Here is a 25,864-nt window from a genome sequence, read left to right as displayed (position 1 = left end):
TTCAGACTACAAACTCACCCCCCGTTTCCATGGAATAAAATCATCCTGATTAAGCAATACGGCTTTAGGAATGATTTCACCACTGGCTGCTTTAATGCAATATTCCAGGATATCTTCACCCATTTGTTCAATGGTTTTTTCCCCCTCTATAACCGGACCACAGTTGATATCGATGATATCGCTCATGCGTTTGGTTAGCGCATTATTGGTTGACACCTTGATGGTGGGACAAACCGGGTTTCCCGTTGGTGTTCCCAAACCTGTGGTAAACAAAATTAAGGTTGCACCTGATGCAGCCTTTCCTGTAGTGGCCTCCACATCATTTCCTGGCGTGCAAACCAGATTCAATCCTGGTTTTTTGGCTGGTTCTGTATAATCCAACACATCTTCTACCGGCGATGTCCCCCCTTTTTTAGCAGCCCCGGTACTTTTTATAGCATCAGTGATTAAACCATCTTTAATATTTCCCGGTGATGGATTCATAAAAAATCCAGAGCCTACATTTTCTGCAGCCTGGTTATAGGCTGTCATTAATTGAATAAATTTACGGGCAGCGGTTTCATCTTTGGTACGGTCGATTAATTGTTGTTCGGCACCACAAAGCTCAGGGAACTCAGCAAGAAGTACTGTACCACCTAAAGCCACCAATAAATCGGATGTATAACCTACAGCAGGATTGGCACTGATGCCACTAAAACCATCGCTACCACCGCATTTTACACCCAACACCAATTTGCTTAACGGGGTTGGTTGGCGCTCAATTTTGTTGATTTCGGTTAAACCGATGAAGGTTTTACGGATGGCTTCTTTAACCAGTTGTTCTTCGCTCTGCGATTGTTGCTGCTCAAAAACAAACAAAGGTTTATCGAAATTTGGGTTACGCAGTTTCAGGTCTTCCATAAAATCGTGTACCTGCAAATTCTGGCAGCCTAAACTCAATACGGTTACTCCGGCCACATTAGGATGATCGGCATACGCGGCTAATAATTTACTTAACACAGCAGCATCCTGACGGGTACCACCGCAACCACCCTGGTGATTTAAAAATTTTATGCCATCAACATTTTTAAACACGCGGTTAGCAGATGGATTTGGCAGGCCAATCGAATCAGGATCAGCCTCCGCTAAAACTTCACCATTCTTATAAGCCTCAACCAGTTGGTGGGCATATGATTTGTATTTATCTGTTACTGCATAACCCAGCTCATTGTGTAAGGCCTCGCGGATGACATCCAGATTGCGGTTTTCGCAGAAAACGGTTGGTATGAACAACCAATAATTTGCAGTACCTACCCTGCCATCGCTACGAATGTAACCGTTAAAGGTTCTGCCTTCAAACTTAGTCACATCAGGTGCCTGCCATTCGTAGTGGTACGGACGGAATTCGAAAGGGTCAGACGCGTGTTTGGTATTTTCGGTGTCCATTAAACCACCTTTAAGGATGAAGTGCTGCGCTTTTCCAACCAATACACCATACATCATGATGTGATCGCCTGGATTCATGTCCTGCATAAAAAATTTATGCTTGGCTGGAATGTCATCCTGTAAAATATATTCCTGCCCATCATGAATAACGGTTTCGCCTTTTGCCAAATTTTGCAGGGCAACCAGTACATTATCGTTTGGATGGATTTTTAAAATTCTAGTAACCATTTTTATTTGTTGTTTCTAAATGCAAGTTACTTAAAGTTTCTTTTGCACCCTTGCTCTGTAATAAATCAACGTACGATTTTACGGCTGCGTTAAAGCCGGGATAATGATTAAGGTTTTTATCCCACAGACGTGTGTCTCCCAGGGTATTATCCACAACGGTATCAGGGGTTTTCCAATATTCATGTAAAATTTCAGCAAATTCATCCTGTATAGGGTAGGTTTTACCATTCGCGCTCGCCGTGTAGGTATCACCATTTTTATTCACATTCATGAAAAGAATATAAGCGGCCACACCTAAAGCAGTAAGCTGAGGCACTTCATTTTTTAAAGTATAATATCTCCTGATCAGCGGCGTATTACGCATTTGCATTTTTGAAGTAAAATTTAACGTAATGGCCTGCCATTGGTGCGCTAAAGATGGATTGCTAAACCGGTCAATTACACTTTCTGCAAAAGCAATGGCTTCATTGTAGGTGATATCCTCATTTACCACAGCAGGCGCAATTTCATCTTTCATCAATTTTAATACATTGGCTGAGAAATCTTTATTTGCCATAGCTTCTTTTACGGTGTCAAAGCCTGCTAAAATGGCCAAACCACAGCTCATGGTATGTGTACCATTTAGTAAACGAAGTTTGAGTTCTTTAAATTTTTCAATGGAAGGAACAATGAAAATGCCTTTATCTGCTTTTTCGAAAGATAATATTTCCTTCACCTTTTCGCTTGATGATTCGATTGCCCAAAGCCTGAAAGGTTCGGCCATAATCATAAGTTCATCTTCGTAACCCAATTCGGTTTCAATGGCCTTTTGCGCTTCTTCAGGAAGTTTACCCGGCACAATCCTATCAACCAGGGTTTTGCAGAAATGATTGGCTGTTTTTAGCCAGTTTTCGAAATCCCGGCCTAACTTATTCTGGATAGCGAGATCCAGCAAAATTTCTTTCAGTTTATCGGCATTATCACTGATGAGTTCTGTTGGGACAATCACCATTCCACTTTCTGTTGATCCGTTAAAGGCTTTATAGCGTTCATACAAAAAGGCTAGCAGTTTGCCTGGGTATGATTGGGGCGGGGTATCAGTGATTTTATCTTCACTTTTTACAATGCCTACTTCTGTGGTATTGGAAATTACAACCTGCATTTCCGGCTGGTGGGCAGCTTTTAAAATTTCTGCCCAATCTTGCGAAGCAGCCAAAACCCGGCTTATAGAGGCGTTGATGGAGTTCTCTTCAACACTCAAACCCTCTTCAATACCTTTTACACAAAGCGTATATAAATTATCCTGTTTCGAAAAAGCGTCAGCACCACCTTTTGCAGTTGATTTAACAACAAGGATACGACCGTTGAAAATTCCCTTCTGGTTGGCTTTATCAATAAAATAATCGGGTAAACCGCGCAGTAGAACACCGGTACCAAACTGGATTACCTTTTCTGGTAATGCTAAAATTTCAGCCGTAGGTTTCGTAACCTTTTCGCCCTTAATGTTTTTTAAATTCTCTTTGTTTAAAATCATATGCATCCGATTTCCGCCATTGCGGGTAAAGAAGTGGTTCCCGTCCACCAAAGGGTTGCTTCCTGCTTCGCAATAACGGTTTTTATCTCTTTATTTATTTCCCCATTTGATCACTCCGCCGAGTAATTTTTACTTCATTTCTACTCCTAACTGCTGTAAAGGATAGATCGTTTCGCCTTTTTGGAGGTAGTTCCTTTATTATATCACCTTTTAATGCAATAGTACCGGTCAAGGCAAATCTGAAAAGACTCATGCAACCTTTCCTGCCAACGCCGGGCAATGTCATCATCTTTTGTTTCAGGAACGGTAATGCGCTTCGTACTCTTTTAAAGTTAAAACTGCTGATCAGAACAAAGCTTCGCTTTTGTTGTGCCATGGCAGAATCTGCTGCTAATAAAACTAAGTACGCAGGAAATACTTTAATATGGGATAAAAGGCCAGAAGTATTTTTCATTATTAGCACTGTTAAACTGTACTTGGTTATTATAATAACAAGTGTACGTTGTTTGCCGCTAAAACAGAAGAGAAATCTATGCAATCGTTGCCGGAAAACATGGCAAAAAGACCATTGTGAGCTGGCCAATAACTACAGTATATCAGTTATTTATGGTTTTTATTCAGCTTCGGATCTTATTCAAGGAAAACGTTTTCTAAAATGTAGCTTTTACATTTTTTATCTCCATGATTGTCTGGTGTTACGGAGTCGGTAACCCCAAGGCTAAACAGAAGTACATTTAATAAATCTCTCTACCCAGCGTGTTTTGAAAATGAAGGCTACATCAGCGGATTTGTCAATGGTCGCGGAGTGCAACACCCTTAACCAAATAACAAGCTATAACTCTTCAGAACTTTCCGGCAGGTGATCATACTCTCCTTTCCATGCGTAGAAGCCAAATATCATCAGGCCCAAACTAATCGGGAGGAAAATAAACAGGATAATTGCCCACTGTAATATGGTATTGGTCCGTTCGATATCCGTATGGGTCAAACCTACCTTATCTATCGCCTGGATAAACAAAAAAGTCATGGTTAATGGCCCCAAAACCATCCAAAACAAGCCTAAAAATCTCTTTAACGTATTCATTTTATTTAGTCGTTAATTTTTTCGTCTCTTTTATTTGATAAATAAACCGCACCGATAACCAAGCTTAGTGCTGCTATCCCAATCGGATACCAAAGGCCGTATAGCGGTGTAGCGCCCGAAAAACTAGCAATTAATGTAGCAATAAATGGCACCAGTCCCCCAAAAACACCATTACCAATGTGATAGGGCAGGGACATGGAGGTATACCTGATTTTAGTGGGGAATAACCCGACGAGAAAAGCAGCAATTGGCCCATAAACCATGGTTACCAACAAAATCTGAAAGAAGATCAATCCAACAAATTTCCAGAATACCGGCGTTGGCAAAACTTTGTCTTTTATGATTTCCCTGCCTGAAAGAATTCCTTTTGTTGCAGAAACGGTATCGATATGTACGCTGTTGAAGGAAGCCCCATTTTTAAGGCTTACTTTAGTAGAAACCGTTCGTAAGCTATCGGCTGAGTTCTCCATTAAAACAACAGTTACCGGAGCCGGTGTAGCAGATAAAATATCAGTCCGTTCAATTTTGGTATAATCGGTATCATCCAAAAAAATCTGATAAATTGGGCGGTAAAAAAGAATACCCAAAAGCATACCGCTTAACATGATCCATTTCCGGCCTACTTTATCACTCCAGGCACCAAAAACCACAAAAAACGGCGTAGCAAAAGCAATTCCCCAGAGTAAAATGTATCGCGAATCGTTGAAATCCAGCTTACAGGTATTTTCCAAAAATGATTGTGCATAAAACTGTCCGGTGTACCAGATTACGCCTTGCCCCATAGTAGCGCCAAATAGTGCCAGGAGCACCATTTTAAAATTCACCTTGTTGTTAAAACTCTCTTTCAAGGGATTCTTCGAAATATTTCCTTCAGCCTTGAGTTTAGAAAACAAGGGCGACTCGTGCATTTTCATGCGGATGTAGATCGAAACTACAACCAGTACAATCGATAACAGGAAAGGGATTCGCCATCCCCAATTGCCAAATCTTTCAGCACCTAAGATATTTTTTGTGATGACGATAATCCCTAACGACAGGAACAAGCCCAATGTGGCGGTAGTTTGGATCCAACTGGTAAAAAAACCGCGTTTGTTTTTTGGGGCATGTTCTGCTACATAGGTAGCGGCACCACCATATTCGCCACCTAAAGCCAAACCCTGAATTAGCCTTAAAATTAAAACCAGAATTGGGGCAGCATAACCAATGCTTTGATAAGATGGGATTAAACCGATAAAAAATGTCGATCCACCCATGAGTACCAATGTGAGTAAGAATGTATATTTGCGGCCGATTAAATCGCCAAGCCTGCCAAAAACCAGTGCGCCAAACGGACGAACAATAAAACCTGCTGCGAAAATAGCCAGGGTGTTGATTAAGGCCGATGCACCTGCATCTTCTGGAAACAATTGATGGCCAATGATAACTGCAAGGCTTCCAAAAATATAAAAATCGTACCATTCGATTAATGTACCTAAAGATGATGCACCGATTACTTTAAAGATATTGTTCCCGGGTAAATTGTCGCTCATAAATAAATTAAGAATATTTGGTTTCCCAAGATAAACATTTGAAAGCCAATTGGCAACCTGTACCATCTGTCATTTAATTTGTTACATGATCAAACATTTTGGCTTTAGTTTTGTAATTTCATCCGTAACTCATTCATATTCCACCATATTATATGCTGTTAATACAAAATATCAGGTTAAGTAGGATTTTAAGAAATACATGGCACGTTGATCTGATCATGATTGCCTCCTGCACCGCAGCTTACTTCATACGCGCCTATTTAATTGCACATCACTTTTCCATTCCTTCCATTATACCAACGGTTTTGGGTACAGCTATAGCTTTTTTCATCGGCTTTAATAACAACCAGGCTTACGATAGGTGGTGGGAAGCCCGAAAAGTATGGGGAGCTCTGGTAAATGATTCTCGCTCCTTTGCAAGAGCACTGATTAATTATGTTGATGAGGATGAGGAAAGCGTAAAAAGGATGGTTCGCAGGCACATTGCATTTTTATATGCTTTAAAAGCCAATTTGAGGAATGCGGTAGATGAAATTTACACCAAATATTTACCTGAAGCAGATTTAAAGGAAATAGAAAAACATAACAATAAGCATAACGCTCTTTTAAGTATCCAATCGAGGGATTTGCAAAAACTATCAAAATCAAATGCAATTGACGGGTTCCGTTTTATCGAGATCAATGAAATGCTTACCCGGTTTTCAGATTCCATGGGCATGAGTGAGCGCATTAAAAACACCATATTTCCAACTACCTATAGTTATCTTACCAAAGTGTTTATCTGGCTTTTTGTGGTCACATTTACACTGGTTATCAGTCAGGATGCAGGGCCTGCGGCTATATTTTTGGGCTGGCTGATTGGTTTCGTATTTGTATCTACGCAAATTAACGGAATGAGCCTGGTTAACCCTTTTGAGAATAATTCGGCAGGTGTGCCGCTTAACCAGATTACCAGGACGATTGAGATCAATCTGCTGCAAATGCTTGAGGAAGACGAAATTCCCGAACCCGTTAAGCCTATAAATGACGAGTATGTGCTTTAAATTTCCGGTTTTCTGATCTCATTTCTGCTAATCGTTTAACCCAGCTTTTAATTTTTCTTCAAAAAGTGTCGATTTAGCTTTAAATTGTGGATCAGAAAAGGAAATATTGGCTGTGGCATAAATAATTTTACCATCTTTCCCAACCAGTACATTCGATGGAAAGCCGTGATTAATATTTAGTTTTCTGATCGCGTCTTTGCTTAATGATACAATTTCATATTTGTAGCCGTTGCGTTTTTGAAATTGTTTGGCACTGGCAGGACTATCGTGGGTAATGCCAATAAACCTAACAGCCATTTTGCCATATTTATCTACCAGTTGATTTAACTCGGGCATTTCAGCAATGCATGGAGGGCATTTTTCGAACCAGAAGTTAATAACCACTAGCTGGTTTTTTAAATTGATATTGGAGAACCGTTTTTTATTGATGGTTAGGCCCTTAAAAGAAGGTAAATCTTTACCCTTTAAATCCTCGAAAAAGGTTTCCTGTGTAGCCCATTTTACTGGAACATCTTGAGCCACTACAGTAAAAGAAAAAATATTTAACAGAATGAGCAGATAAATTTTCATCATCGTTAAATATAAAAAAGTCCTGCACAAATAAGGCAGGACTTTAAGATTTGTTTGGTTTAGAAAAGCCTTATTTAAAAGTTATGGAGCCATATTCAGATTTGATGGATACATTTGCAGCACCACCACTACCGATTTTGCCCGTATATCTTTTAGTTTCATCATCTTTGCTGACCAGACTTGATGTTACGTTAGAACCATATTTAAAACCGGCATAAGAAGTAGAAACATTAAAATTGCCATTATAACGATCGGCAAAGCCCAATCCAACGGCTGCATACTCACCGCCAAAAGTAAAGTTTTTACAGGCTGGAGTAATTTCATTCACATTTAAACGGTTGTAATCCATTTTGATAGTTGCATCACCATTCAACATACCTAAAGTAACGTTAGAATATTCTGCATTGACCGCAATTTTACCTGCTGACGCAATGTTTAAATCGCCATAAGCTTGTTTAATTACCGCGTTGCCTTTAACTGTATTGATGTTTACCCTGGCATATTCTGCATTCAAGAGTAAGTTGCCCCCTATCGTACCAACGGTTAAGCCTTTACCATATTCCACTTTAATATCTGCTGATCTCCTGATGGTATTGATGTTTACGGCTACGTATTCAGCAACGAGTTCTAAAGTCCCCACAGCACCAATAGTTACAGGTCCGTTATATTCGTGTTTAATTACGGCAGCGTTTAAATCCTGAATATCGCATTTTCCGTACTGAACATTGATATAGTTGTTGGTATTACTTAAGTTCCCTGCTACAAGATTGCCATATTCTACTTTTAATGAAGTTGGTCCGGCAAAATTGCCCATTTCAACATTTCCATATTGTTGTAGCACAGTTAAAGGGTTTACTGCCGGCATAAACACCGTATAATTCACCTTTACTTCCCTTCGCCAGGTGGTTACACCATTTTTTATCCCACGTCCATAACGTCCGTTTCTGTCGCCCATGCTGGTTTTAAACGAAACCACATCGCCATTTTTAGTAGCATCAATCGTTACGCCATCAATCAATTTCTGTACATCGCTATCTGAATTAGCATAGGCTTTAATATCTACATCTACACGCACCTCTTTTTTATCCCAGGTTTTAATTACAATAGATCCGAATTGGTTGTTTAAATTCACCTTATCGTTTCTATCCACACTAAAACTTTTGCTAAACGATTTGGAACGTTCCGCATCCCCGCTGGTCTGCTTATATGCAGACGTGTTAACCATCGCAATCATTGATGGCTTTTCTATCTGACCCACAATTACTTTTTCTGATGGCGTATTTACCACCACCTCTTGCGCATTGGTTTTTACGGCAGTTAAAGCCAAAAAGGCTAAAAATATTTTTATTGTTTTCATGTTGTTAAATATTAAACATCTATACACTTAAAACCTGCCGGCTGGCCATAAGCTTTCAATGTAGTGAGCGCTCTCCTCTTTAGTATCAAGTCGCGCGAATCAGGTATTAAAACTGATTCTGCTGTTACTGTAATTTCATTTTTGCCGTTTTCAGCCTAAATCTGGTTAACTTTTTTATAATCGTCAACCTGGTTAATAATCAATAATTGTTGTTTTAATAACTGTAATTGTATTTCGCGGTTTTTTACCATAGCCTTTACCACAAAAGTTTGGTTGGGTGAGGTTGGCAACTCTGCTTTTAATTTTTCGTAATCTTCATCCAGTTTTCTTAAATCAGCTGTAAATTTTTTATAAAGTTCTGGATTTGCAGAGGCGAAAATGGCCAGGCTATCCCTCTTTTCGGTAATTAAACCAGTAAAATGAATTTCCTTTTTGGCATATGAAGCGCTAACGTCGGCTATTTCTAAATCTTTGTTTTGTGACTTGCCTGCGTATAGCCAGGTTAAACCGAAAACGACCACTATAGCTGCCGCTGCACTCATCCATAAATAGAGTTTTACCGGTCTTTTCTTTTTTTTATCTAAACCCTGTTCAATTTTTGCCCAAAGTTCTGCCGATGGCTCCATGATATCGAAAGCTTTTCGGTTTTCTTTTACAAAGGTTTCTAATCTATTATTCATCTCTCATCCCTTTCGTTTCTAAAATACTTTTTAACTTTTTTTTAGCCCTCATGTACTGTGTACGGCTGGTATTTTCGCTTATTTTTAAAATGTGTGCAATCTCTTCATGGTCATAACCCTCTAAGAGGTATAAGCTCAACACTACCCTGTAACCGTCAGGCAATTGCGCAATGGCCTGCCTTATTTCTTCAGCCTGCAATTGCATTTCACTGTAATCAAAACTATCTTCATCAGGCACTTCCGATAGCTCATCTGTACTAACAAACTCCATCTTGCGTTTACGCAGGTAATTGATGGATTTGTTGATCACGATCTGCTTTAGCCAAAGCCCAAAGGTTGTTTCCTGTCTAAAATCAACAATTCTGGTAAATGCATCTAAAAATGCTTCCTGTAAAACATCTTCTGCCTCTTCTTCATAATTTAAAATGCGAAGTGCCACATTATACATAGCCTTTGCATACAGCTTGTACAGCTCAAACTGTGCTGCGCGGCTGCCCTGCATGCATTTTTTTACGAGTTCCAGATTTTTATCGATGTATACGGCTTCCAAAATTTCGAATATTCTGATGATAAGACATCAGTGATTTTAAAACGTTGCATCAAGGTAGAAAAAATTTAAGATATCTTAATTTCATATTAACACTGGGAAAACATCTGATACATAGCATAGTTAAATTGTCTCATGTAAGATATTTTCAATTCTGAGTCGTCACCCTGAATTTATTTCAGGGTCTTTCATGCTAAAAGATGCTGAAATAAATTCAGCATGACGAATACATATAAATCAGGTGCTTTTAAAGCATTATCTCAACAAATAATTTTCCATTTCAAATTTTTGGAAATGTCGGGTTCTGCGCTTTTGGCCAATCCCGTTCCGCTTTTTGGTACGCGTTCCGGTGAAGGACCGGAAGCTCTTCCCGGCAATCGGGTTTATTTTACCTTGGTCAGTGCTTGGAAAACAACCCTTTGTTAATAAACCTGAGAGGAGCGGATAGCCCGGAATGGAGAGCAACGAAATGAGGACTATAAGCGAATGGCGGGGACTATAGGACCTATGTAATGCTGCCTTTCATTTCCAAAAAACAGAAATGATTGATAAGTATTGGAAAATTAAGTGCCCTTTGCTTTTTGATATTTATGAAAAATCAGCTTCGGGATCATCATAAATTTGAAATCCCTGATCCAAACCCTTAACTTCATGTTATGGAAACCGATTTAATCATCTCAGAAATTAACGAGCTACACCAAAAAGCAAACCTGGCCTTAGAAACTAAAAATATTACCGCATATACAGCAATATTTGACGATCATTTAAATTTCACGCCCTTTGAAAAACCATCAATAAACAAACGTGATTTTACCATTGATTTAAAAAAATATTTTAGCGGGGCAAAAACCATACAAACCAGCCATTACCGGATTAAATCTGCTATTGAACATGAGATTTTTACCGAAAAAATTGCGCGTAAATCGGTTATTATAAAACCAAATCTGCTTATTTTTTCAAAAAAACAGACTATACAAACCGAAGAAATTTACCATTGGAAAAATATTAAAGGAGAATGGAAGGTAATTGCCCTTGAAATTGTGCTGGAAGAAAAATATTAAAACATAAAACGATCATTGATTTATTAAAGTCAATATAAACAACAGCTATTTTTTGTAAAACTGCCAGCGATCGGTTTCGGCATCCCGATCCAATAATAATCAGATGAGATAATTTGTTGCTAAGCATAACTATGCAAAAACTCATGAGTACTTGTAATGTGGTATCTTAAGATCAGCTTCGCTGAGCACTGCGTGGTTTCGCCGGCGCATGAATGACGACTAATCGTGATTTGAAGAAATTGCCCCATTATTTTTCTTCGTGATCTTTGTGCTTTTGCGATCAAAAATCGACAAATCGTTTATCGTAAAATTTCCTGAAATCTTCTATCCTAAACTTTAAAACAAAATCGGTATTTTTGCCGCTCAATTTAGATTATAGATATGTTAAGAACAGTAACTTGTGGTGCATTAAACCTAAATAACTTAGGCGAAAGTGTTACGCTATGTGGTTGGGTACAAAAATCAAGAGATTTAGGCGGTATGACTTTTATCGACATCCGCGATCGTTATGGCATTACCCAGTTGGTTTTTAACATGGACGATAATCGTGAGCTTTGCGAAACGGCACGTACCTTGGGTCGTGAGTTTGTAATCAAGGCGATTGGTACTGTTGTAGAAAGAAGCAACAAGAATCCAAAAATGGCAACAGGAGATGTGGAGATCAAGGTTACTGCACTGGAGATTTTAAATGCGGCAAAATTACCGCCCTTTATGATCGATGATGAAACAGATGGCGGAGATGAGTTGCGTATGAAATACCGTTATCTGGATTTGCGCCGTAACCCGGTTCGTAATAACCTGGTTTTACGTCATAAAATGGCCCAATCGGTTCGCCGCTATCTGGATGCCTTAGATTTCATTGAGGTAGAAACGCCGGTATTGATAAAATCTACACCTGAAGGGGCAAGAGATTTTGTGGTGCCTAGCCGCATGAACGAGGGTGAGTTTTATGCTTTGCCTCAATCGCCACAAACCTTTAAACAATTGTTAATGGTATCGGGTTTCGACCGTTATTTTCAAATTGTGAAGTGTTTCAGGGATGAAGATTTGAGGGCCGACCGTCAGCCGGAATTTACGCAGATTGACTGCGAAATGTCGTTCATTGAGCAGGAAGATATCTTAAATACTTTTGAAGGCCTGATCCGTACTTTGTTCAAAGAAGTGCGCAATTATGATTTACCGGAGGTACCCCGCATGCAATATGCGGATGCGATGCGTTTATATGGTTCTGATAAACCGGATACCCGTTTTGCCATGCAGTTTGTAGAACTTAACCACCTGGTAAAAGGTAAAGGCTTTCCTGTTTTCGATAATGCCGAATTAGTGGTAGGTATTAACGCAAAAGGCGCAGCAAGCTATACACGCAAGCAATTAGATGAATTAACAGATTTCATCAAACGCCCGCAAATTGGTGCTACAGGTTTAATTTATGCCCGTCATAACGACGATGGAACCCTAAAATCTTCAGTAGATAAATTTTTCAATGAGGAAGATCTTAAACAGTGGAGTGAGGCTTTCAAAACCGAAAAAGGCGATTTATTATTGATCTTAGCCGGTTCTACCGATAAAGTACGTAAACAGTTAAATGAGCTTCGCTTAGAAATGGGCAATCGTTTAGGTTTACGCGATAAAAATACCTTCTCTGCCCTTTGGGTATTGGATTTTCCACTTTTGGAATGGGATGAAGAAACCGAACGTTACCATGCCATGCACCATCCGTTCACTTCGCCAAAACCTGAAGATATTGCTTTATTGGATACCAATCCTGGAGAAGTACGCGCCAATGCATACGATTTGGTAATTAACGGAACAGAAGTAGGTGGCGGATCTATCCGTATCCACGATCGGGCGTTACAGGCTTTAATGTTCAAACATCTAGGTTTTAGTGCGGAAGAAGCACAAAAGCAATTTGGTTTCTTGATGGATGCTTTTGAATTCGGGGCACCTCCGCATGGCGGTATTGCCTTTGGTTTCGATCGTTTAACCTCAATTTTTGCTGGTTTGGATTCTATCCGCGATGTAATTGCCTTCCCTAAAAACAATTCTGGTAGAGATGTGATGATTGATAGTCCAAGTATTATCGACGAGAAACAACTGAAAGAATTGAAGATTAAGACGGAGTTGTAGACCGATCCATTATGCTCGGCTTGTTTTACAAGTAGAAGTGGTATTTTTAATTGTCTCTTGGCTACTGCATAGTCAGTATCGTTTTTAGGCAGATCCCATGGATCGAGATAGCGAACTTATAAAAAAGCCTCAGGATTTAAAAAATCTAGAGGCTTTCTTTATTAAGGCCATTTGGCATTTCGCTCACTAATGAACCAATGACTAATGAACCATTAAACTAGTACGTTTCACTATCAGGTGGAATCCCGTAGTCTATAAATTTCTTTTGTTTTTTCTCTTTCTTTTTACCGAACCAACCTTTAACAGAGTTAAAAATTGCCGATAAATGTTCAGCATCGAGCGATTTACCTAACTTACCCGATACGAAACCTACAGCCGCTTTAGTTAAAAAGCCAGCTCCTCTGAATAGCGTTTTATTCATCACCATTGGTAGAAGCAATGACATGGCTGTACCGCTGATATTTAATTTTTCATCGGCTTTAAACAGGTTGTTGGGCGTTGCATATTTCTTTATCAATGCACTAAGTGTAAATTGTTTAAAGAAATTTTTGGTGTCTGTTTTAAGCATATTTTGCTTAAGCGTATACTCAACCTTAAGCTCTAACTTTCTGGCCTGCAGGTCTTCCAGGTTACGGATGTCTTTATAACTTCTCATCTTCCTCCTTATCTGCAAGTTTATCAAAATATTTCCTGATCGCTATATTGATAATCGCTTTTTCAATGTATTTATCCTTAGTTAAATAAACAATGATAGCCAGTAGGATATAGAACAGTGAAACACAGCCGAAACCTCCTGCGTAACTGCCCAAGAGGTCGGATACGTATAGTGCCAAAGTTACTGAGCCAAATAAAAAGGCCAAGATAAAGCAAACAATAACAGTGGTACTGGTTACCAGATCAGCGAAAATTTTCGATGCTTTTTCTACAATATAAAGTCTGGTGTATTCTACCCTGGCTTCTAAAAAGCCTTTGGCATCGTCTACCAGATCTTCAATACTTTTATCTTTATTTTCTTGCATAATTCAGATTGAGATTTAGCCGGGCAAAACGCCCGGCTATGCAATATTTTATTTATTATGCGTGCTCTACGTCGTCGCTATATTCTTCTTCTACGCTTCTCAATTTGGTTTTAATCGAGTCTACTACTTTATCTTTAAGGCTAGCCAGATTATTAATCTCATCTGCAGCTTTATCTTTGATAGAATCGCCAAGATCTTTTAGTGATTGGCTTAATTTATCACGGGTTTCATCACCTTTATCTGGTGCGAATAAAATTCCTAAGGCTGCACCGGCAGCTAAACCAGCTAAAAGCGCAACTACAACTTTTGAGTTATCATTCATAATCATTTATTTTAAGGGTTTAACAATGATGTACAATATAAAACTATTACATTATTTATTGTTAAGCTATATTATAACTCACTATGCTCGTTATTTGTTTTAATTCTTTCCAATCTTTCTGATGCGAGCGTACTGGTTTCGTAAATCTTAACCAACAATATAAAATAAGATAACAGTAATGGTCCAAAAACAAGGCCAAGTATTCCGAATAAAGGGATACCAATAATTACGCCAATTACTGTTATGATGGGATGAATATTACCTACTTTTTTTGCAATCATAAACCGTAATACATTATCGATATTAATAATGACTACAAAACCAAAAATAAGCATGGCCCAGCCCGCAAAATTATTTCCATTTGCGATCTGTAAAATCGCCGCCGGCACAAAAACAACAGGAGGCCCTAAAACAGGTAAAAAAGAAATAAATGTTGTAATTACACCCCAAAACATCGGGTCTTTATAACCCAAAACATAAAAAGACAGGCTTACAAGTGAACCTTGAACAAGACAGATTAATCCTTGTCCCAATACATTTGCATAGGTAGTATTCCTCATTTCATCGCCAAAGCGAAGTGCATTCTGCTCCCTGAATGGTGCATATTTAATGAGCGAAAATTCGAATCTTTCCCGCTCGATCAGCATAAAGTAGAGTAAAAAGTACATCACTAATAAACTTAATACAATATTTACTGCACTTGATAGCAAAGAAGGAAAAAGATCGGTAGCCCAATTGCCTAAACGGTTTAATCCTTCCTGGATAAGATCCTGATTAATTTTAACGGGAATAAGATGTTGTAATTTAATCAGTAAATTCCTGAAAAAAACCTCATTGTTCTTCAGTTCCGAAATTTTACTGATTACCATGGTGCTTAATGCATAAAAAGGCATTACAATGAGTATAATGGAGATGGCAATCAGGAATATAGCGGTTACTCTTTTATTCCATCCCTTATTTTCGGCCAAATGGATATAGGCTGGCCTCATGATCGTATATAATACCAAAGTACTTAAAATAGCACTAAAGATACTTTGCAGGGAATACGCAATTAATACCCCAAGCGCAATAATAATAACCAGGTTGATGTTATTACGCTGCTTATAAGAAAATACTGACATTTTTAGGCAATAAGGTTATTCTTTAAATGCTAAAATAGCCGGTTTTGTTTTCCTGATTTAAAATTTAAGTTCTCTTGCCAGCATCAATAAATTTGATTTTATTGTAAAGTGTTTTTCTGTCGATGTTTAAAATTTTTGCGGCCTTGGTTTTGTTGAAATTAACCGCTTTTAATACTTCCAGAATAGCATTATATTCAGCTTCTTTAGCTGCATGCCTCAAATTAAGTGATTGATCATGGTTTAATGTTTGCGGCAAATGGATGGCTTTTCTTTCATTCGGTTTCTTCCGATAATCAGTTATACCAAGTTCAAATGGTAATACATGGGTTTCTATCCAATCACCATCAGTTAATAAGGCAATGCGCCTAATTACATTTTTCAGCTCGCGTACATTACCAGGCCAATGGTATGCCAATAAACATTTCTTCACTTCATCAGAAAAGCCTTTGATATTTTTATTCAATTCTATGTTTACTCTGGCCAAAAAGTGCGCTGCAAAAATTAGGATATCGTGTTCGCGATCTTTTAACGCCGGTACTTGTATCGAAAATTCATTAAAACGGTGATATAAATCTTCCCTAAATGCACCGTTATGAACCGCTTCCATTAAATTTTCATTGGTGGCTACAATAAGCCGCACATCCAGATCAATCTCTTTTGTACTTCCAATCCGCTTTATCTTCCGCTCTTGCACCGCCCTGAGCAGGGTTGCCTGGATCTCGTAAGAAAGATTACCGACCTCATCAAGAAATAATGTACCACCATTAGCTTGCTCAAAGTGACCGATTTTAGTGAAAGCTGCTCCGGTAAATGCACCTTTCTCATGTCCAAAAAATTCACTGGCGGCTAACTCTTTAGTTAAAGATCCGCAATCCATAGCAACGAAAGGCTGCTCGCGACGAGAACTGTTCAGGTGTATGGTTTTGGCAACACATTCTTTTCCTGTTCCACTTTTGCCCGTCAAAATAACGGTATAACCTGTTGGTGCAATAAGCTGGATTTGTTTGAGCAATAATGCTGAAGCATCGCTCTCCCCATTGATATACTCCGGGCAATTCAGCAGATCAGAGTTAATAGGGCTACCAGCGTCTTCCATACCTTCAGTAGATTGAAGTGCGCCCTGTGTTTCTAAGGCTTTATTGATGGTATTTAAAATTTCATCCGGGTAAAGCGGCTTCACAATATAATCATAAGCCCCTAATTTTATCAGTTCTACAGCAAGTTTAATATCCGAATAACCTGTAATAATAATGACAATGGTGTTGGGATAGTTTTCTTTAATGTAAATTAAAATCTCCTTCCCGCTTGTATCACCTAAACGATAATCACATAATACCAGATCAAACCGTTTCTTTTCAAGTGCTTGCAAAACCTTTTTGCCACTTGCTACATTTGAAACTTCAAATCCTTTTTTGATTAAAAAATTGGAGAGCAATAAGCCGATGCTAATTTCATCGTCAACAATGAGTATCTTCTTTTTCATGAGCAGCGTTGTTATCATCAAAACCCATATGCATAGATAACATATTGAGTTAATAATTAAATAACATAATTACTCAAAAAAAATCACTTTGGAAAGGCTGTGCAACATTTTTGTTATGTTATATGTCAAATTAATATTACGACATTACTACTTTCCCGAAAAATTTGGTCTTCTTTTTTCAATAAATGCGCTTACACCTTCTTTAAAATCGGCCGTTTCAAAACATTTGCCAAACGCTTCAATTTCGGTAGCATAACCATCGTTATTATTTACAGCTGCGATAACAGCCTTGATTGCAGCCGAGACAGCCAATGGCGCACGTTGCTTGATTACATTCAATAGTTCTTCCGCTTTGGTAATTAAATCAGGCTGTGGAACAACATAATTTACAAGACCTATGTTTTCTGCCGCTGAAGCCGTAATCATATTTGCAGTTGTAATCATTTCTATTGCTTTGCCTTTTCCAACCAGTTGGGTGAGACGCTGCGTACCTCCATAACCGGGAATCAAGCCTAACGTTACTTCGGGCAAACCCAACTTCGCATGATCTGAAGCGATGCGCATATGGCAGGCCATGGCCAACTCTAGTCCGCCACCTAAAGCAAAACCATTGATAGCGGCAATAAATGGCTTTGAAGAATTCTCAATCGCATTAAAAACCCGATCGTGACCGAGTTTGGCTAAATCCTCTCCCTGCTTACCACTATAATCAGAAAATTCTTTAATGTCAGCCCCTGCAACAAAAGCCTTTTCACCTGCGCCGGTCAAAATAACACCCCTTACCTCATCGGTTTTATCTGCATAAGCAATTACATCTGCCAGTTCTGCCAAAGTATCCTTGTTTAAAGCATTTAGCGCCTTTTCGCGATTGATGGTGACGTATAAAATGTTTTCCTTTAGTTCTGAGATTAAATTTTGATATGCCATAGCTTAAAAATTTCTATTTTCTGTTACCCAATTCTGAATATATTCTACAATACTTGCCATTGTTGTACCCGGTGGAAATAGCTCCCCCACGCCCATGGCTGCCAGTTTTAAACGGTCCGCTTCTGGGATAATCCCACCGCCGGTTAATAACACATCATCTAACTGTTTTTCTTTCATGAAATGAATAATCTTTGGAAAAACCGTCAGATGTGCCCCCGACAGGATAGAAATTCCGATGGCATCAACATCCTCCTGGAGCGCCGTGTTCACTACCATTTCTGGTGTTTGACGCAGGCCGGTATAAATTACTTCCATACCAGCATCCCGCAGGGAAGTTGCAATTACTTTAGCCCCCCTGTCATGGCCATCTAATCCAACTTTAGCTACTAAAACGCGGATAGGCCGATTTAATACTTTGCTCATCATTCATATTAAGTTGATGTAAATGTATTGATTTTGACGCTCAAATTAATCATTAACTAAAACAAGTAGAATTGCGCTAATCTTTTTACATTTGCATTCCTAATTTACAGGTTTTTATGAGCGAAGAGAAGTCATTGAACTTTATTGAAGAAATTGTTGAGAACGACTTAAATAGTGGTAAGTATGAAACTTTGGTTACGCGTTTTCCGCCTGAACCTAATGGTTATCTACACATCGGCCACGCGAAAGCAATATGCTTAAATTTCGGACTAACACAAAAATATGGCGGTTATACCAATCTGCGTTTTGATGATACCAATCCGGTTACCGAAAAAACAGAGTATGTAAACAGTCAGCAAGAAGATATCAGGTGGTTGGGTTTTAACTGGAAAAATGAATTATATGCTTCAGATTATTTTGATGAGCTGTATGGCTTTGCCGTTAAGCTGATTGAGAAAGGCCTGGCATATGTTGATGAGAGTTCTGCAGATGAAATCGCAGCCTTAAAAGGTACACCAACCGAACCCGGACAGGATAGCCCGTATCGCAACCGCAGCATCGAAGAAAATTTAGGCATTTTCACCAAAATGAAAAATGGAGAATTTCCTGATGGTGCCTATATTCTGAGGGCTAAAATCGATATGGCCAGTCCGAACATGTTAATGCGCGATCCGATTATCTATCGTATCAAACATGCTGAACATCACCGTACAGGCAATAAATGGTGTATTTATCCCATGTACGACTTTGCTCATGGACAAAGCGATAGTATTGAGCATATTACCCACTCCATTTGTACACTGGAGTATGTTTCGCACCGCGAACTGTATGATTGGTTTATCGAAAAATTAGAAATTTTTCCTTCAAAACAATATGAATTTGCCCGTTTAAATCTCACCAGTACGGTAATGAGTAAGCGTAAGCTTCTTCAACTCGTTAACGAAAACCTGGTAAACGGATGGGACGATCCGCGTATGCCTACTATTAGCGGTTTGCGTAGGAGAGGTTTTACCCCAAAAAGTATCCGCGAGTTTTGCGAACGTATCGGTATTGCCAAACGCGAAAACTTAATTGAGCTTAGTTTATTGGAATTTTGCATCCGCGAAGATTTAAATAAAACGGCTAACCGGGTAATGGCAGTTTTAGACCCGATTAAACTGGTGATCACGAATTATGAAAAAGGTACAGAAGAGTTAATCGGCGAGAATAATCCTGAAGCTGAAGATGGCGGGGGTACACGGATAATCCCTTTTAGCAAGGAGCTTTGGATAGAACGTGAAGATTTTATGGAAGTGCCGGCAAAGAAATGGTTCCGTCTGGCTCCTGGTGCAATGGTACGCTTAAAATTTGCCTACATTGTTAAATGCGAAGATTTTGTGAAGGATGAAAACGGAACCGTTACTGAAATTCATTGTACCTACATTCCGGAATCGAAGAGCGGAAGCGATACGAGCGGGATCAATGTTAAAGGAACCATCCACTGGGTAAGCGCTCCGCATGCTAAAACGGCCGAAATCCGCTTATACGATCGTTTATTTACATCTGAAACACCGGATGCAGAAGAAGGTGATTTTAAAGACTATTTAAATCCCGAAAGTTTAATTGTATTACCTACTGCCTACATTGAGCCAGCATTGGCAGATGCCAATTTAGAAAGCCGCTATCAGTTTATCCGCAAAGGTTATTTCTGTTTAGATAAAGATTCTACAGCCGATAAATTGGTTTTCAACAGAACAGTTACATTAAAAGACACCTTCAAGAAAGTCTAAAAATCAATATAATTTTAAAGCCATAGATCCCGATTAATTTTGGATACTATGGCTTTAAAATTAGAATATTGAAATGATGGTTGGTCTGGTCTTATCGAATATTGATCTTCATTGCCTTTAGGCCTAATCCACCATTTATATCTGTTCCCTCTATCCAAACTGTATAGCTTCCTTTTTGATCTGAAGAGAAAAAACTTACCTCGGCTACTCCATCTTTATCTGTTATTATATTCGGGTTCCAGTAAATTGTAGACCGGTAATCCGGACGTGCATTATCTTTGTTAGTATTTGTATATTTTGGCTGATAGAAAACCCGCTTGTCACCATAATTAATGGGCCTTAGCAGATACATATTAGCAGCCTTTTTTAAAAATGGACCTAAGCCGACTTTGGTTGTGATTTCAATAAAAGCATAGTTGGTATTGTCCATCGGATGTTTAAACTGAGATCTGTAACTCCAGCTTAAACCATTCTCCATGGTTTCGATACCGATAATATCTTCTGCCGAATAATAATCCAGATAACTTTTCACATATTCATAATAGGCATTCGTTCCGCTACCCCCTCCCATATAAAAGCGATCTATATCCATTCCATCGATGACAAACCTGGCCAGATCGAAATTTATGAAAAAGTCTCTTTTACCGCTTCGCCGTTCAAACCCCGGGCGAAAGCCTTTTATCTTTTCCATCAAAACATCATAAAGTGTTTTTTTAGCCATCGGCTCCAGATCGATATCCGTTAGGACTTGGGAATAATTCCCTGGCCCATTCAGATTCTTTGATCCTTTTACTGTGCTTTTACCAAATATTTTAACCTCACGTAATACAATGCCACTTTTGATCAGTGCTTCTTCAGTCTGACGTCTCACTGCCAAAAATTTTTGAATGGTTGAATCTGGCAAATCAACCTCGTTTTGTTCTGTATTTCCTTTAACAGGCTCTGCTAAAGGCCGCTTAAATTCATTTAATTCAATGCCTAGTGTACCTTTTTTTCCATTAACATTTAGGGCTTGAATGACTACAGAAGCACTATCTAAAATCGGTAAATCTTTAAAAAGAAATTCACCACTTTTATTAGTAACTGTATCCATCATCATAAAACCTTTATTTTGACCTAAAATGGTGACTTTTGCGCCCACAGCAGGCTTATTAAAGATATTAGTCACCGTTCCACTTATAGTATAATCATTTTCAGGTTTAAATTCAGGAATTTTATTCATTGGCCAGTCATAACTTACCCAGCCTTGGGTAAGCATAAGTGCATCCAGATCTTCAGCCGCGTTTCTATTTACTGAAGCAAAATATTGTCCGGGTTTTTCAATCTCCCCTTTTAAATCACTGGTGAGCAAGAGATCGCTCAGGATATTGGAATCATGCGTTATGTCTTTTAAAATCTGATGATCATCAGTTACCGATAGCGAAAAAGAACCTTCTACCGGGTTACCTCCACCATCCGTTACCTTGATTTTTAGAGGAATACTATCTCTTTTACCGAAACTTGCCCCATCTATCGCAGATGAGATCATCAATTGATCTTTAAATTTTAAAAAGAAACATCGTTCATTCAATACCTGATTCAGTTCATTAACAAGCAAAATCTGACTTACTCCTGTTGGAAAAAGATTTTTAGATACTTTTATGGCCTTCTCCTCTTTATCAGCCTTGATATGTGCAATAAAACAAAGATTTCCTCTGGATTGTCCGATTATAGTTAAATATGGATTTGCCTGAGTTGAAAATACCTTCAACATCATTGAATCTGCATTGCTATTTACATCTAGACTTAAAGCGGTTCCCAGGGCTAAGGATTTAGGCAATTTTTGATTAAAGAACTTATCACCCACTTTAATTTTAGCAGAATATTGCTCATCCGGAAGCGGCATCATTTTAAAATAACCCATTCCATTCATATTTGATTTAAAATCAGCAACTTTTTGCTGTTTTGAATCCAGTATTTCACCTTCTACCTTGATACCTTTACCTAAACTGTTAATTGCCTTGAAAGCCATCTTCTGAGTTATTTGCTGTAACCAGCTTCCACCTTCAGGTAAAAACTGAATATCAATATCTGAATTGGTCAGGTTTAACTTTGATGGATTTACTTTGCGGCTAGCTGCTGAAATTTTACTTTTACCTAAATCGTTATTTTGTATCTGGGGATCAACTATTGTGATTTCACGTTTAAAAATATAAGCACTTCCAAAGTTCTGCATCCATCGGGTATATGCCCTAAAAGTGTAACGGCCGGGAGGAAATCGTTTTTCAGCTAAAACAAATGAACCCCAGGTAAGTCCAAAACTACAGGGCAGGGCTAGAGTGGCTACAGGATTCCCTGCTGAACTGATGAGGTCAAAATAAATTAGTCCGCTTATTGGTGAATAGGCATTTGTTGTAGCATCTACAAGATAAGCCTTAAACCATAAAGTGTCTTGCAGAGCAAACAGTTGTTTGTCTAGTTGAACGTAGACTTTTTCTCTTGGGATATTTTTTCTGATTGTATCATAGTTTTTAATGATTTGCTGGTCAATTAACTGACGAGCAGAGACAGAAAAAGGTTTGGCAGATAGTATGAGACCTAATAAAAACAGCCATCTGCAGATGAAGCGGAGCATAACATATTAATTAGATAACCAAAGTTAAAATTATTCTCCTAAAAGATTGCAGCAATTCAAAACCGGTTATTAATATCGCGTCAGCGTGATCGTGTAGGCTAATCTGCTTTAATACTTTGTATAAACATTATACAATACTAAAATATCAACCGGAGTTAAAGTTTTTGTGATATCTGTTTGTATAAAATGAATTTTAAAAGCTTCAATGGCAGCGGGTAAGTTGGTGGTATTATAACCAATGTATTTGAGGGCTTTTTCTGTATCAAAGTCGGCAGGTGGGTTTTTTAAAACCTCATCGTACCAAAATCCAAAACCTTTATCTGCCAGTCGCTTCCAGGGAAAATTTCTGGGGTCGTTTTTACGACCTGGTGCAATATCTGCATGACCAATAAAATTCGCTGTTGGGATGTTATATGTTTTTTTTAAAGTTGCCAGCAACTTTAATAAGCTGTTGATCTGCGCATCAGGCCATGGATCAGTTAAGCCATTATTATCCAGTTCAATGCCAATAGATGAAGAATTAAGGTCAGTGTCTTTGCCCCATTTGCTCACACCAGCATGGTTTGCACGCAAATAGTCGTTAACCATATGTACAACTTTACCATCTCGGCCAATTACATAGTGTGCGCTGGTACCGGCTTTGGTTGAAAAAAATGTCTTTATAGTTTGAGCCAGACTATCTTGAGCAGTATGGTGAATGACCACAAAGTTTGGTTTCCGTATGCCAAAATTTACAGAACCAATCCATTCCTGATTGGCGGCGCTCAACGAATCGTAAAGCTGGCCAACCGGAGGCGTAGCGTTTATTATTTTTGAAAAATCTTTAGCCTTTTCCTTATAAATTTTTTCTGTTGCAGCGTATTTGCTGCTTCCACATGCAGATAAAATAAGTACCAGAGAAAGTGCAGAAATAGAAAATGATTTTGATAATTTGAAAAACAACATAGCGTAAACAGTTAGCTGATCGAAGGTACAAAGTTATGTTAAACTTCGGCCAATGCATCAAACTTTATACAAAGCTTTCAAAATTTACTAATTTAGCAGCCATATACTTTAATATGAAGAATTTATACAAATCAGCCCTGTTTTTATCGGCAGTCGCTATTTCAGTAGGCGCTTTATCGTCTTGCACTGGTAACAATAAATCTAAAGATGAAAAGACTGTGGTGGTACGACAAGATAGCCTGATCAATTACGTTGCGCAGCGGCTACCCATTTACGAGCGGGTAAAGTTAACTACCAATATTAACGGGCTTAGTGTTAACGATCGTAAAATTTTGCCCTTGTTAATTCAGGCGGCAGAAATTATGGATCAACTTTACTGGAAACAGGCCTATCCGCAAAGAGATAGTCTGCTGGCTACTATTAAAGACGAAAAAACACGCGATTTTGTTAATATCAATTATGGTCCCTGGGACAGATTAAATAATGATAAACCATTTGTTGAAGGTGTTGGCCCGAAACCGGAAGGATCATTCTTTTATCCATACGGCATTACAAAGGAAGCCATTGAAAAGTCAGACCTTAAGGATAAATTTGGCGCCTATTCCGTTGTTCAAAAAGACAGCACCGGAAAATTATCAACGGTACCCTATCACGTACTATTTGCTGCAGAATTACAAAAAGCGAGTTCATTGTTGAAACAGGCGGCTCTGATTGCGGAGGATGCCGGTTTAAAAAAATATCTGAACTTAAGAGCAGATGCTTTGGTAACCGATAATTTTACAGCGAGTGATTATGCCTGGCTGGATATGAAAACCAATGGCCTGGATATCATTATCGGCCCTATTGAAAATTATGAAGACAAACTTTTTAATGCCCGTACCAGTTACGAAGCTTATGTTTTGATCAAAGACAAAGAGTGGAGCAAACGTTTGGCGAAATATGTAAAAATGCTTCCTGACTTACAAAAAAATCTACCTGTTGCGGCAAAATACAAAACAGAAACCCCGGGAACCGACTCTGAACTAAATGCTTATGACGTCGTTTATTATGCCGGAGATTGTAATGCCGGATCGAAAACGATCGCTGTTAATCTTCCAAACGACGAAAAGATTCAACAGGAAAAGGGCACGCGCCGGTCGCAGCTTAAAAACGCTATGCAGGCGAAATTTGATAAGATCCTGGTACCAATATCAAAAGAATTAATTGAAGCCGACCAACAGCAGTACATTAAGTTTGATGCCTTTTTTGCCAACGTAATGTTTCATGAAGTAGCACATGGTTTAGGCATCAAAAAAACCATCACCGGAAAAGGCTTTGTTCGTGCAGCATTAAAAGAGCAATACAGCTGGCTGGAAGAAGGCAAAGCGGATATCTTAGGTTTATATATGGTAACCGGCCTGCTTAAAAAGGGTGAATTGCAAGGTGATATAAAAGATTATTACACCACATTTATGGCTGGTATTTTACGCTCAGTCCGCTTTGGTGTTTCTGAAGCACATGGAAAGGCAAACATGCAATGCTTTAATTATTTTCAGGAAAAAGGCGCTTTTGAGCGTACATCCAAAGGTACTTACAAGGTAAACTTCGAAAAATTTGCATCTGCCATGAACGATTTGAGTGCATTCATTCTTACCCTTCAAGGTAATGGCGATAAAGCTGCGGTAGAGAAAGCACAAAAAGAGAAAGCGATTATCCATCCAGAATTGCAGAAAGACCTTGATCGTTTAACCAAAAAGAATATACCGGTTGACGTGGTTTTCGAACAAGGTGTTGATGTACTTGGAGTAAAATAAAAGATTTCCTTCTGAAGAATTTACAGGCCATAGATAAGCACGTGTAAACTTGTGTGTCTGTGGCCTATTTTATTCATTGGCAATTGGCATTTTGGTTAATTGTTTAATGAGTTAACCGAAATTGGACGTTATTACTTCCTCATATTGCGAAACTTCTTTCTGCTGATCGTCATCCTGAACTGGTTTCAGGATCTATCTAGAAAGCGCATTTTCCTGTGGGGATATCTGTTTCCCTCTTCCTAAGGATTCTGAAACAAGTTCAGAATGACGCAATGAAATAAGAT

At 38.7% G+C, this 25,864-nt stretch carries 23 protein-coding genes; 5 read left to right on the top strand and 18 right to left on the bottom strand.

Annotated features, from left to right (window positions below; genetic code table 11):
• Nucleotides 1-6: 6 nt before the first annotated feature.
• The 5 genes from ACK1I8_RS17490 to ACK1I8_RS17470 form a co-directional block, all read right to left on the bottom strand.
• Complete coding sequence (locus tag ACK1I8_RS17490; protein ID WP_412466575.1) at nucleotides 7-1,653, bottom strand: UxaA family hydrolase; 1,647 nt, start codon at nucleotides 1,651-1,653, stop codon at nucleotides 7-9.
• On the bottom strand, nucleotides 1,643-3,166 hold the full coding sequence (locus ACK1I8_RS17485) for a tagaturonate reductase (protein WP_412466574.1): 1,524 nt from the start codon (nucleotides 3,164-3,166) through the stop codon (nucleotides 1,643-1,645). The genes ACK1I8_RS17490 and ACK1I8_RS17485 overlap by 11 nt, the downstream gene beginning before the upstream one ends.
• 94 nt (nucleotides 3,167-3,260) lie before the next feature.
• Entirely contained in the window at nucleotides 3,261-3,620 is a 360-nt protein-coding gene (locus ACK1I8_RS17480; protein WP_412466573.1) for a hypothetical protein, read from the bottom strand.
• Between the two features lie 378 nt (nucleotides 3,621-3,998).
• The gene (locus ACK1I8_RS17475; protein ID WP_412466572.1) at nucleotides 3,999-4,250 is read right to left on the bottom strand and encodes a DUF6814 family protein; all 252 of its coding nucleotides are present in this window, start codon (nucleotides 4,248-4,250) and stop codon (nucleotides 3,999-4,001) included.
• A gap of 5 nt (nucleotides 4,251-4,255) precedes the next feature.
• On the bottom strand, nucleotides 4,256-5,779 hold the full coding sequence (locus tag ACK1I8_RS17470; protein WP_412466571.1) for an MFS transporter: 1,524 nt from the start codon (nucleotides 5,777-5,779) through the stop codon (nucleotides 4,256-4,258).
• Between the two features lie 152 nt (nucleotides 5,780-5,931).
• On the opposite strand from ACK1I8_RS17470, the gene ACK1I8_RS17465 reads away from it, so the two are divergent.
• The gene (locus tag ACK1I8_RS17465; protein WP_412466570.1) at nucleotides 5,932-6,822 is read left to right on the top strand and encodes a bestrophin family protein; all 891 of its coding nucleotides are present in this window, start codon (nucleotides 5,932-5,934) and stop codon (nucleotides 6,820-6,822) included.
• A gap of 27 nt (nucleotides 6,823-6,849) precedes the next feature.
• On the opposite strand, the gene ACK1I8_RS17460 is transcribed toward ACK1I8_RS17465, so the two are convergent.
• From ACK1I8_RS17460 to ACK1I8_RS17445, 4 genes are all read right to left on the bottom strand, one after another.
• Nucleotides 6,850-7,395, bottom strand: a complete 546-nt coding sequence (locus tag ACK1I8_RS17460) for a TlpA family protein disulfide reductase (protein ID WP_412466569.1) — start codon at nucleotides 7,393-7,395, stop codon at nucleotides 6,850-6,852.
• 67 nt (nucleotides 7,396-7,462) lie between these two features.
• Complete coding sequence (locus tag ACK1I8_RS17455) at nucleotides 7,463-8,749, bottom strand: hypothetical protein (RefSeq protein WP_412466568.1); 1,287 nt, start codon at nucleotides 8,747-8,749, stop codon at nucleotides 7,463-7,465.
• Between the two features lie 155 nt (nucleotides 8,750-8,904).
• Nucleotides 8,905-9,429 (bottom strand): hypothetical protein, encoded by a 525-nt coding sequence (locus ACK1I8_RS17450; RefSeq protein WP_412466567.1) that lies wholly within the window; start codon nucleotides 9,427-9,429, stop codon nucleotides 8,905-8,907.
• Nucleotides 9,422-9,979 (bottom strand): RNA polymerase sigma factor, encoded by a 558-nt coding sequence (locus ACK1I8_RS17445; protein WP_412466566.1) that lies wholly within the window; start codon nucleotides 9,977-9,979, stop codon nucleotides 9,422-9,424. The genes ACK1I8_RS17450 and ACK1I8_RS17445 overlap by 8 nt, the downstream gene beginning before the upstream one ends.
• 653 nt (nucleotides 9,980-10,632) lie before the next feature.
• On the opposite strand from ACK1I8_RS17445, the gene ACK1I8_RS17440 reads away from it, so the two are divergent.
• Both ACK1I8_RS17440 and aspS read left to right on the top strand, forming a co-directional pair.
• A complete protein-coding gene (locus tag ACK1I8_RS17440) occupies nucleotides 10,633-11,037 on the top strand; it encodes a hypothetical protein (RefSeq protein ID WP_412466565.1) in 405 nt (134 codons plus the stop codon).
• Nucleotides 11,038-11,418: 381 nt separating this feature from the next.
• Nucleotides 11,419-13,164, top strand: a complete 1,746-nt coding sequence (gene aspS / locus ACK1I8_RS17435; RefSeq protein WP_412466564.1) for an aspartate--tRNA ligase — start codon at nucleotides 11,419-11,421, stop codon at nucleotides 13,162-13,164.
• 217 nt (nucleotides 13,165-13,381) lie between these two features.
• Here aspS and ACK1I8_RS17430 read toward each other — a convergent pair whose 3' ends face one another.
• The 7 genes from ACK1I8_RS17430 to ACK1I8_RS17400 all read right to left on the bottom strand — a co-directional run bounded on the left by ACK1I8_RS17430 (nucleotide 13,382) and on the right by ACK1I8_RS17400 (nucleotide 18,462).
• Nucleotides 13,382-13,819 carry a hypothetical protein gene (locus tag ACK1I8_RS17430; protein WP_412466563.1) on the bottom strand — a complete coding sequence of 146 codons (438 nt, stop codon included), beginning with the start codon at nucleotides 13,817-13,819 and terminating at the stop codon, nucleotides 13,382-13,384.
• Complete coding sequence (locus ACK1I8_RS17425; RefSeq protein ID WP_412466562.1) at nucleotides 13,806-14,183, bottom strand: phage holin family protein; 378 nt, start codon at nucleotides 14,181-14,183, stop codon at nucleotides 13,806-13,808. Before ACK1I8_RS17425 ends, ACK1I8_RS17430 begins: the two co-directional genes overlap by 14 nt.
• Nucleotides 14,184-14,238: 55 nt before the next feature.
• A complete protein-coding gene (locus tag ACK1I8_RS17420; RefSeq protein ID WP_047800161.1) occupies nucleotides 14,239-14,505 on the bottom strand; it encodes a YtxH domain-containing protein in 267 nt (88 codons plus the stop codon).
• 71 nt (nucleotides 14,506-14,576) lie between these two features.
• Nucleotides 14,577-15,626: an AI-2E family transporter gene (locus ACK1I8_RS17415; RefSeq protein ID WP_412466561.1), complete on the bottom strand. Its 1,050-nt coding sequence runs from the start codon at nucleotides 15,624-15,626 to the stop codon at nucleotides 14,577-14,579.
• A 64-nt stretch (nucleotides 15,627-15,690) separates the two neighbouring features.
• Nucleotides 15,691-17,109 (bottom strand): sigma-54-dependent transcriptional regulator, encoded by a 1,419-nt coding sequence (locus ACK1I8_RS17410; protein ID WP_412466560.1) that lies wholly within the window; start codon nucleotides 17,107-17,109, stop codon nucleotides 15,691-15,693.
• Between the two features lie 147 nt (nucleotides 17,110-17,256).
• The gene (locus ACK1I8_RS17405) at nucleotides 17,257-18,036 is read right to left on the bottom strand and encodes an enoyl-CoA hydratase/isomerase family protein (protein WP_412466559.1); all 780 of its coding nucleotides are present in this window, start codon (nucleotides 18,034-18,036) and stop codon (nucleotides 17,257-17,259) included.
• Nucleotides 18,037-18,039: 3 nt separating this feature from the next.
• On the bottom strand, nucleotides 18,040-18,462 hold the full coding sequence (locus tag ACK1I8_RS17400) for a cobalamin B12-binding domain-containing protein (protein WP_412466558.1): 423 nt from the start codon (nucleotides 18,460-18,462) through the stop codon (nucleotides 18,040-18,042).
• Between the two features lie 113 nt (nucleotides 18,463-18,575).
• On the opposite strand from ACK1I8_RS17400, the gene ACK1I8_RS17395 reads away from it, so the two are divergent.
• Entirely contained in the window at nucleotides 18,576-20,228 is a 1,653-nt protein-coding gene (locus tag ACK1I8_RS17395) for a glutamine--tRNA ligase/YqeY domain fusion protein (RefSeq protein WP_412466557.1), read from the top strand.
• A gap of 91 nt (nucleotides 20,229-20,319) precedes the next feature.
• Here ACK1I8_RS17395 and ACK1I8_RS17390 read toward each other — a convergent pair whose 3' ends face one another.
• A complete protein-coding gene (locus ACK1I8_RS17390) occupies nucleotides 20,320-22,842 on the bottom strand; it encodes a carboxypeptidase-like regulatory domain-containing protein (RefSeq protein WP_412466556.1) in 2,523 nt (840 codons plus the stop codon).
• A gap of 108 nt (nucleotides 22,843-22,950) precedes the next feature.
• Nucleotides 22,951-23,787 carry an N-acetylmuramoyl-L-alanine amidase gene (locus ACK1I8_RS17385; protein WP_412466555.1) on the bottom strand — a complete coding sequence of 279 codons (837 nt, stop codon included), beginning with the start codon at nucleotides 23,785-23,787 and terminating at the stop codon, nucleotides 22,951-22,953.
• 113 nt (nucleotides 23,788-23,900) lie between these two features.
• On the opposite strand from ACK1I8_RS17385, the gene ACK1I8_RS17380 reads away from it, so the two are divergent.
• Complete coding sequence (locus ACK1I8_RS17380; RefSeq protein ID WP_412466554.1) at nucleotides 23,901-25,580, top strand: dipeptidyl-peptidase 3 family protein; 1,680 nt, start codon at nucleotides 23,901-23,903, stop codon at nucleotides 25,578-25,580.
• The last annotated feature ends 284 nt before the right edge of the window (nucleotides 25,581-25,864 follow it).

Source organism: Pedobacter sp. KLB.chiD, from assembly GCF_047040275.1.
Classification (GTDB): domain Bacteria; phylum Bacteroidota; class Bacteroidia; order Sphingobacteriales; family Sphingobacteriaceae; genus Pedobacter.
This window is presented reverse-complemented; position numbering and strand designations above follow the sequence as displayed.

Coding starts and splice junctions, on each gene's coding strand:
- ACK1I8_RS17450 (WP_412466567.1), bottom strand. CDS start 9,429: ATGAATAATAGATTAGAAACCTTTGTAAAAGAAAACCGAAAAGCTTTC.
- ACK1I8_RS17485 (WP_412466574.1), bottom strand. CDS start 3,166: ATGATTTTAAACAAAGAGAATTTAAAAAACATTAAGGGCGAAAAGGTT.
- ACK1I8_RS17455 (WP_412466568.1), bottom strand. CDS start 8,749: ATGAAAACAATAAAAATATTTTTAGCCTTTTTGGCTTTAACTGCCGTA.
- ACK1I8_RS17430 (WP_412466563.1), bottom strand. CDS start 13,819: ATGAGAAGTTATAAAGACATCCGTAACCTGGAAGACCTGCAGGCCAGA.
- ACK1I8_RS17380 (WP_412466554.1), top strand. CDS start 23,901: ATGAAGAATTTATACAAATCAGCCCTGTTTTTATCGGCAGTCGCTATT.
- ACK1I8_RS17425 (WP_412466562.1), bottom strand. CDS start 14,183: ATGCAAGAAAATAAAGATAAAAGTATTGAAGATCTGGTAGACGATGCC.
- ACK1I8_RS17460 (WP_412466569.1), bottom strand. CDS start 7,395: ATGATGAAAATTTATCTGCTCATTCTGTTAAATATTTTTTCTTTTACT.
- aspS (WP_412466564.1), top strand. CDS start 11,419: ATGTTAAGAACAGTAACTTGTGGTGCATTAAACCTAAATAACTTAGGC.
- ACK1I8_RS17415 (WP_412466561.1), bottom strand. CDS start 15,626: ATGTCAGTATTTTCTTATAAGCAGCGTAATAACATCAACCTGGTTATT.
- ACK1I8_RS17490 (WP_412466575.1), bottom strand. CDS start 1,653: ATGGTTACTAGAATTTTAAAAATCCATCCAAACGATAATGTACTGGTT.
- ACK1I8_RS17400 (WP_412466558.1), bottom strand. CDS start 18,462: ATGATGAGCAAAGTATTAAATCGGCCTATCCGCGTTTTAGTAGCTAAA.
- ACK1I8_RS17440 (WP_412466565.1), top strand. CDS start 10,633: ATGGAAACCGATTTAATCATCTCAGAAATTAACGAGCTACACCAAAAA.
- ACK1I8_RS17420 (WP_047800161.1), bottom strand. CDS start 14,505: ATGAATGATAACTCAAAAGTTGTAGTTGCGCTTTTAGCTGGTTTAGCT.
- ACK1I8_RS17480 (WP_412466573.1), bottom strand. CDS start 3,620: ATGAAAAATACTTCTGGCCTTTTATCCCATATTAAAGTATTTCCTGCG.
- ACK1I8_RS17405 (WP_412466559.1), bottom strand. CDS start 18,036: ATGGCATATCAAAATTTAATCTCAGAACTAAAGGAAAACATTTTATAC.
- ACK1I8_RS17475 (WP_412466572.1), bottom strand. CDS start 4,250: ATGAATACGTTAAAGAGATTTTTAGGCTTGTTTTGGATGGTTTTGGGG.
- ACK1I8_RS17395 (WP_412466557.1), top strand. CDS start 18,576: ATGAGCGAAGAGAAGTCATTGAACTTTATTGAAGAAATTGTTGAGAAC.
- ACK1I8_RS17390 (WP_412466556.1), bottom strand. CDS start 22,842: ATGCTCCGCTTCATCTGCAGATGGCTGTTTTTATTAGGTCTCATACTA.
- ACK1I8_RS17410 (WP_412466560.1), bottom strand. CDS start 17,109: ATGAAAAAGAAGATACTCATTGTTGACGATGAAATTAGCATCGGCTTA.
- ACK1I8_RS17385 (WP_412466555.1), bottom strand. CDS start 23,787: ATGTTGTTTTTCAAATTATCAAAATCATTTTCTATTTCTGCACTTTCT.
- ACK1I8_RS17465 (WP_412466570.1), top strand. CDS start 5,932: ATGCTGTTAATACAAAATATCAGGTTAAGTAGGATTTTAAGAAATACA.
- ACK1I8_RS17470 (WP_412466571.1), bottom strand. CDS start 5,779: ATGAGCGACAATTTACCCGGGAACAATATCTTTAAAGTAATCGGTGCA.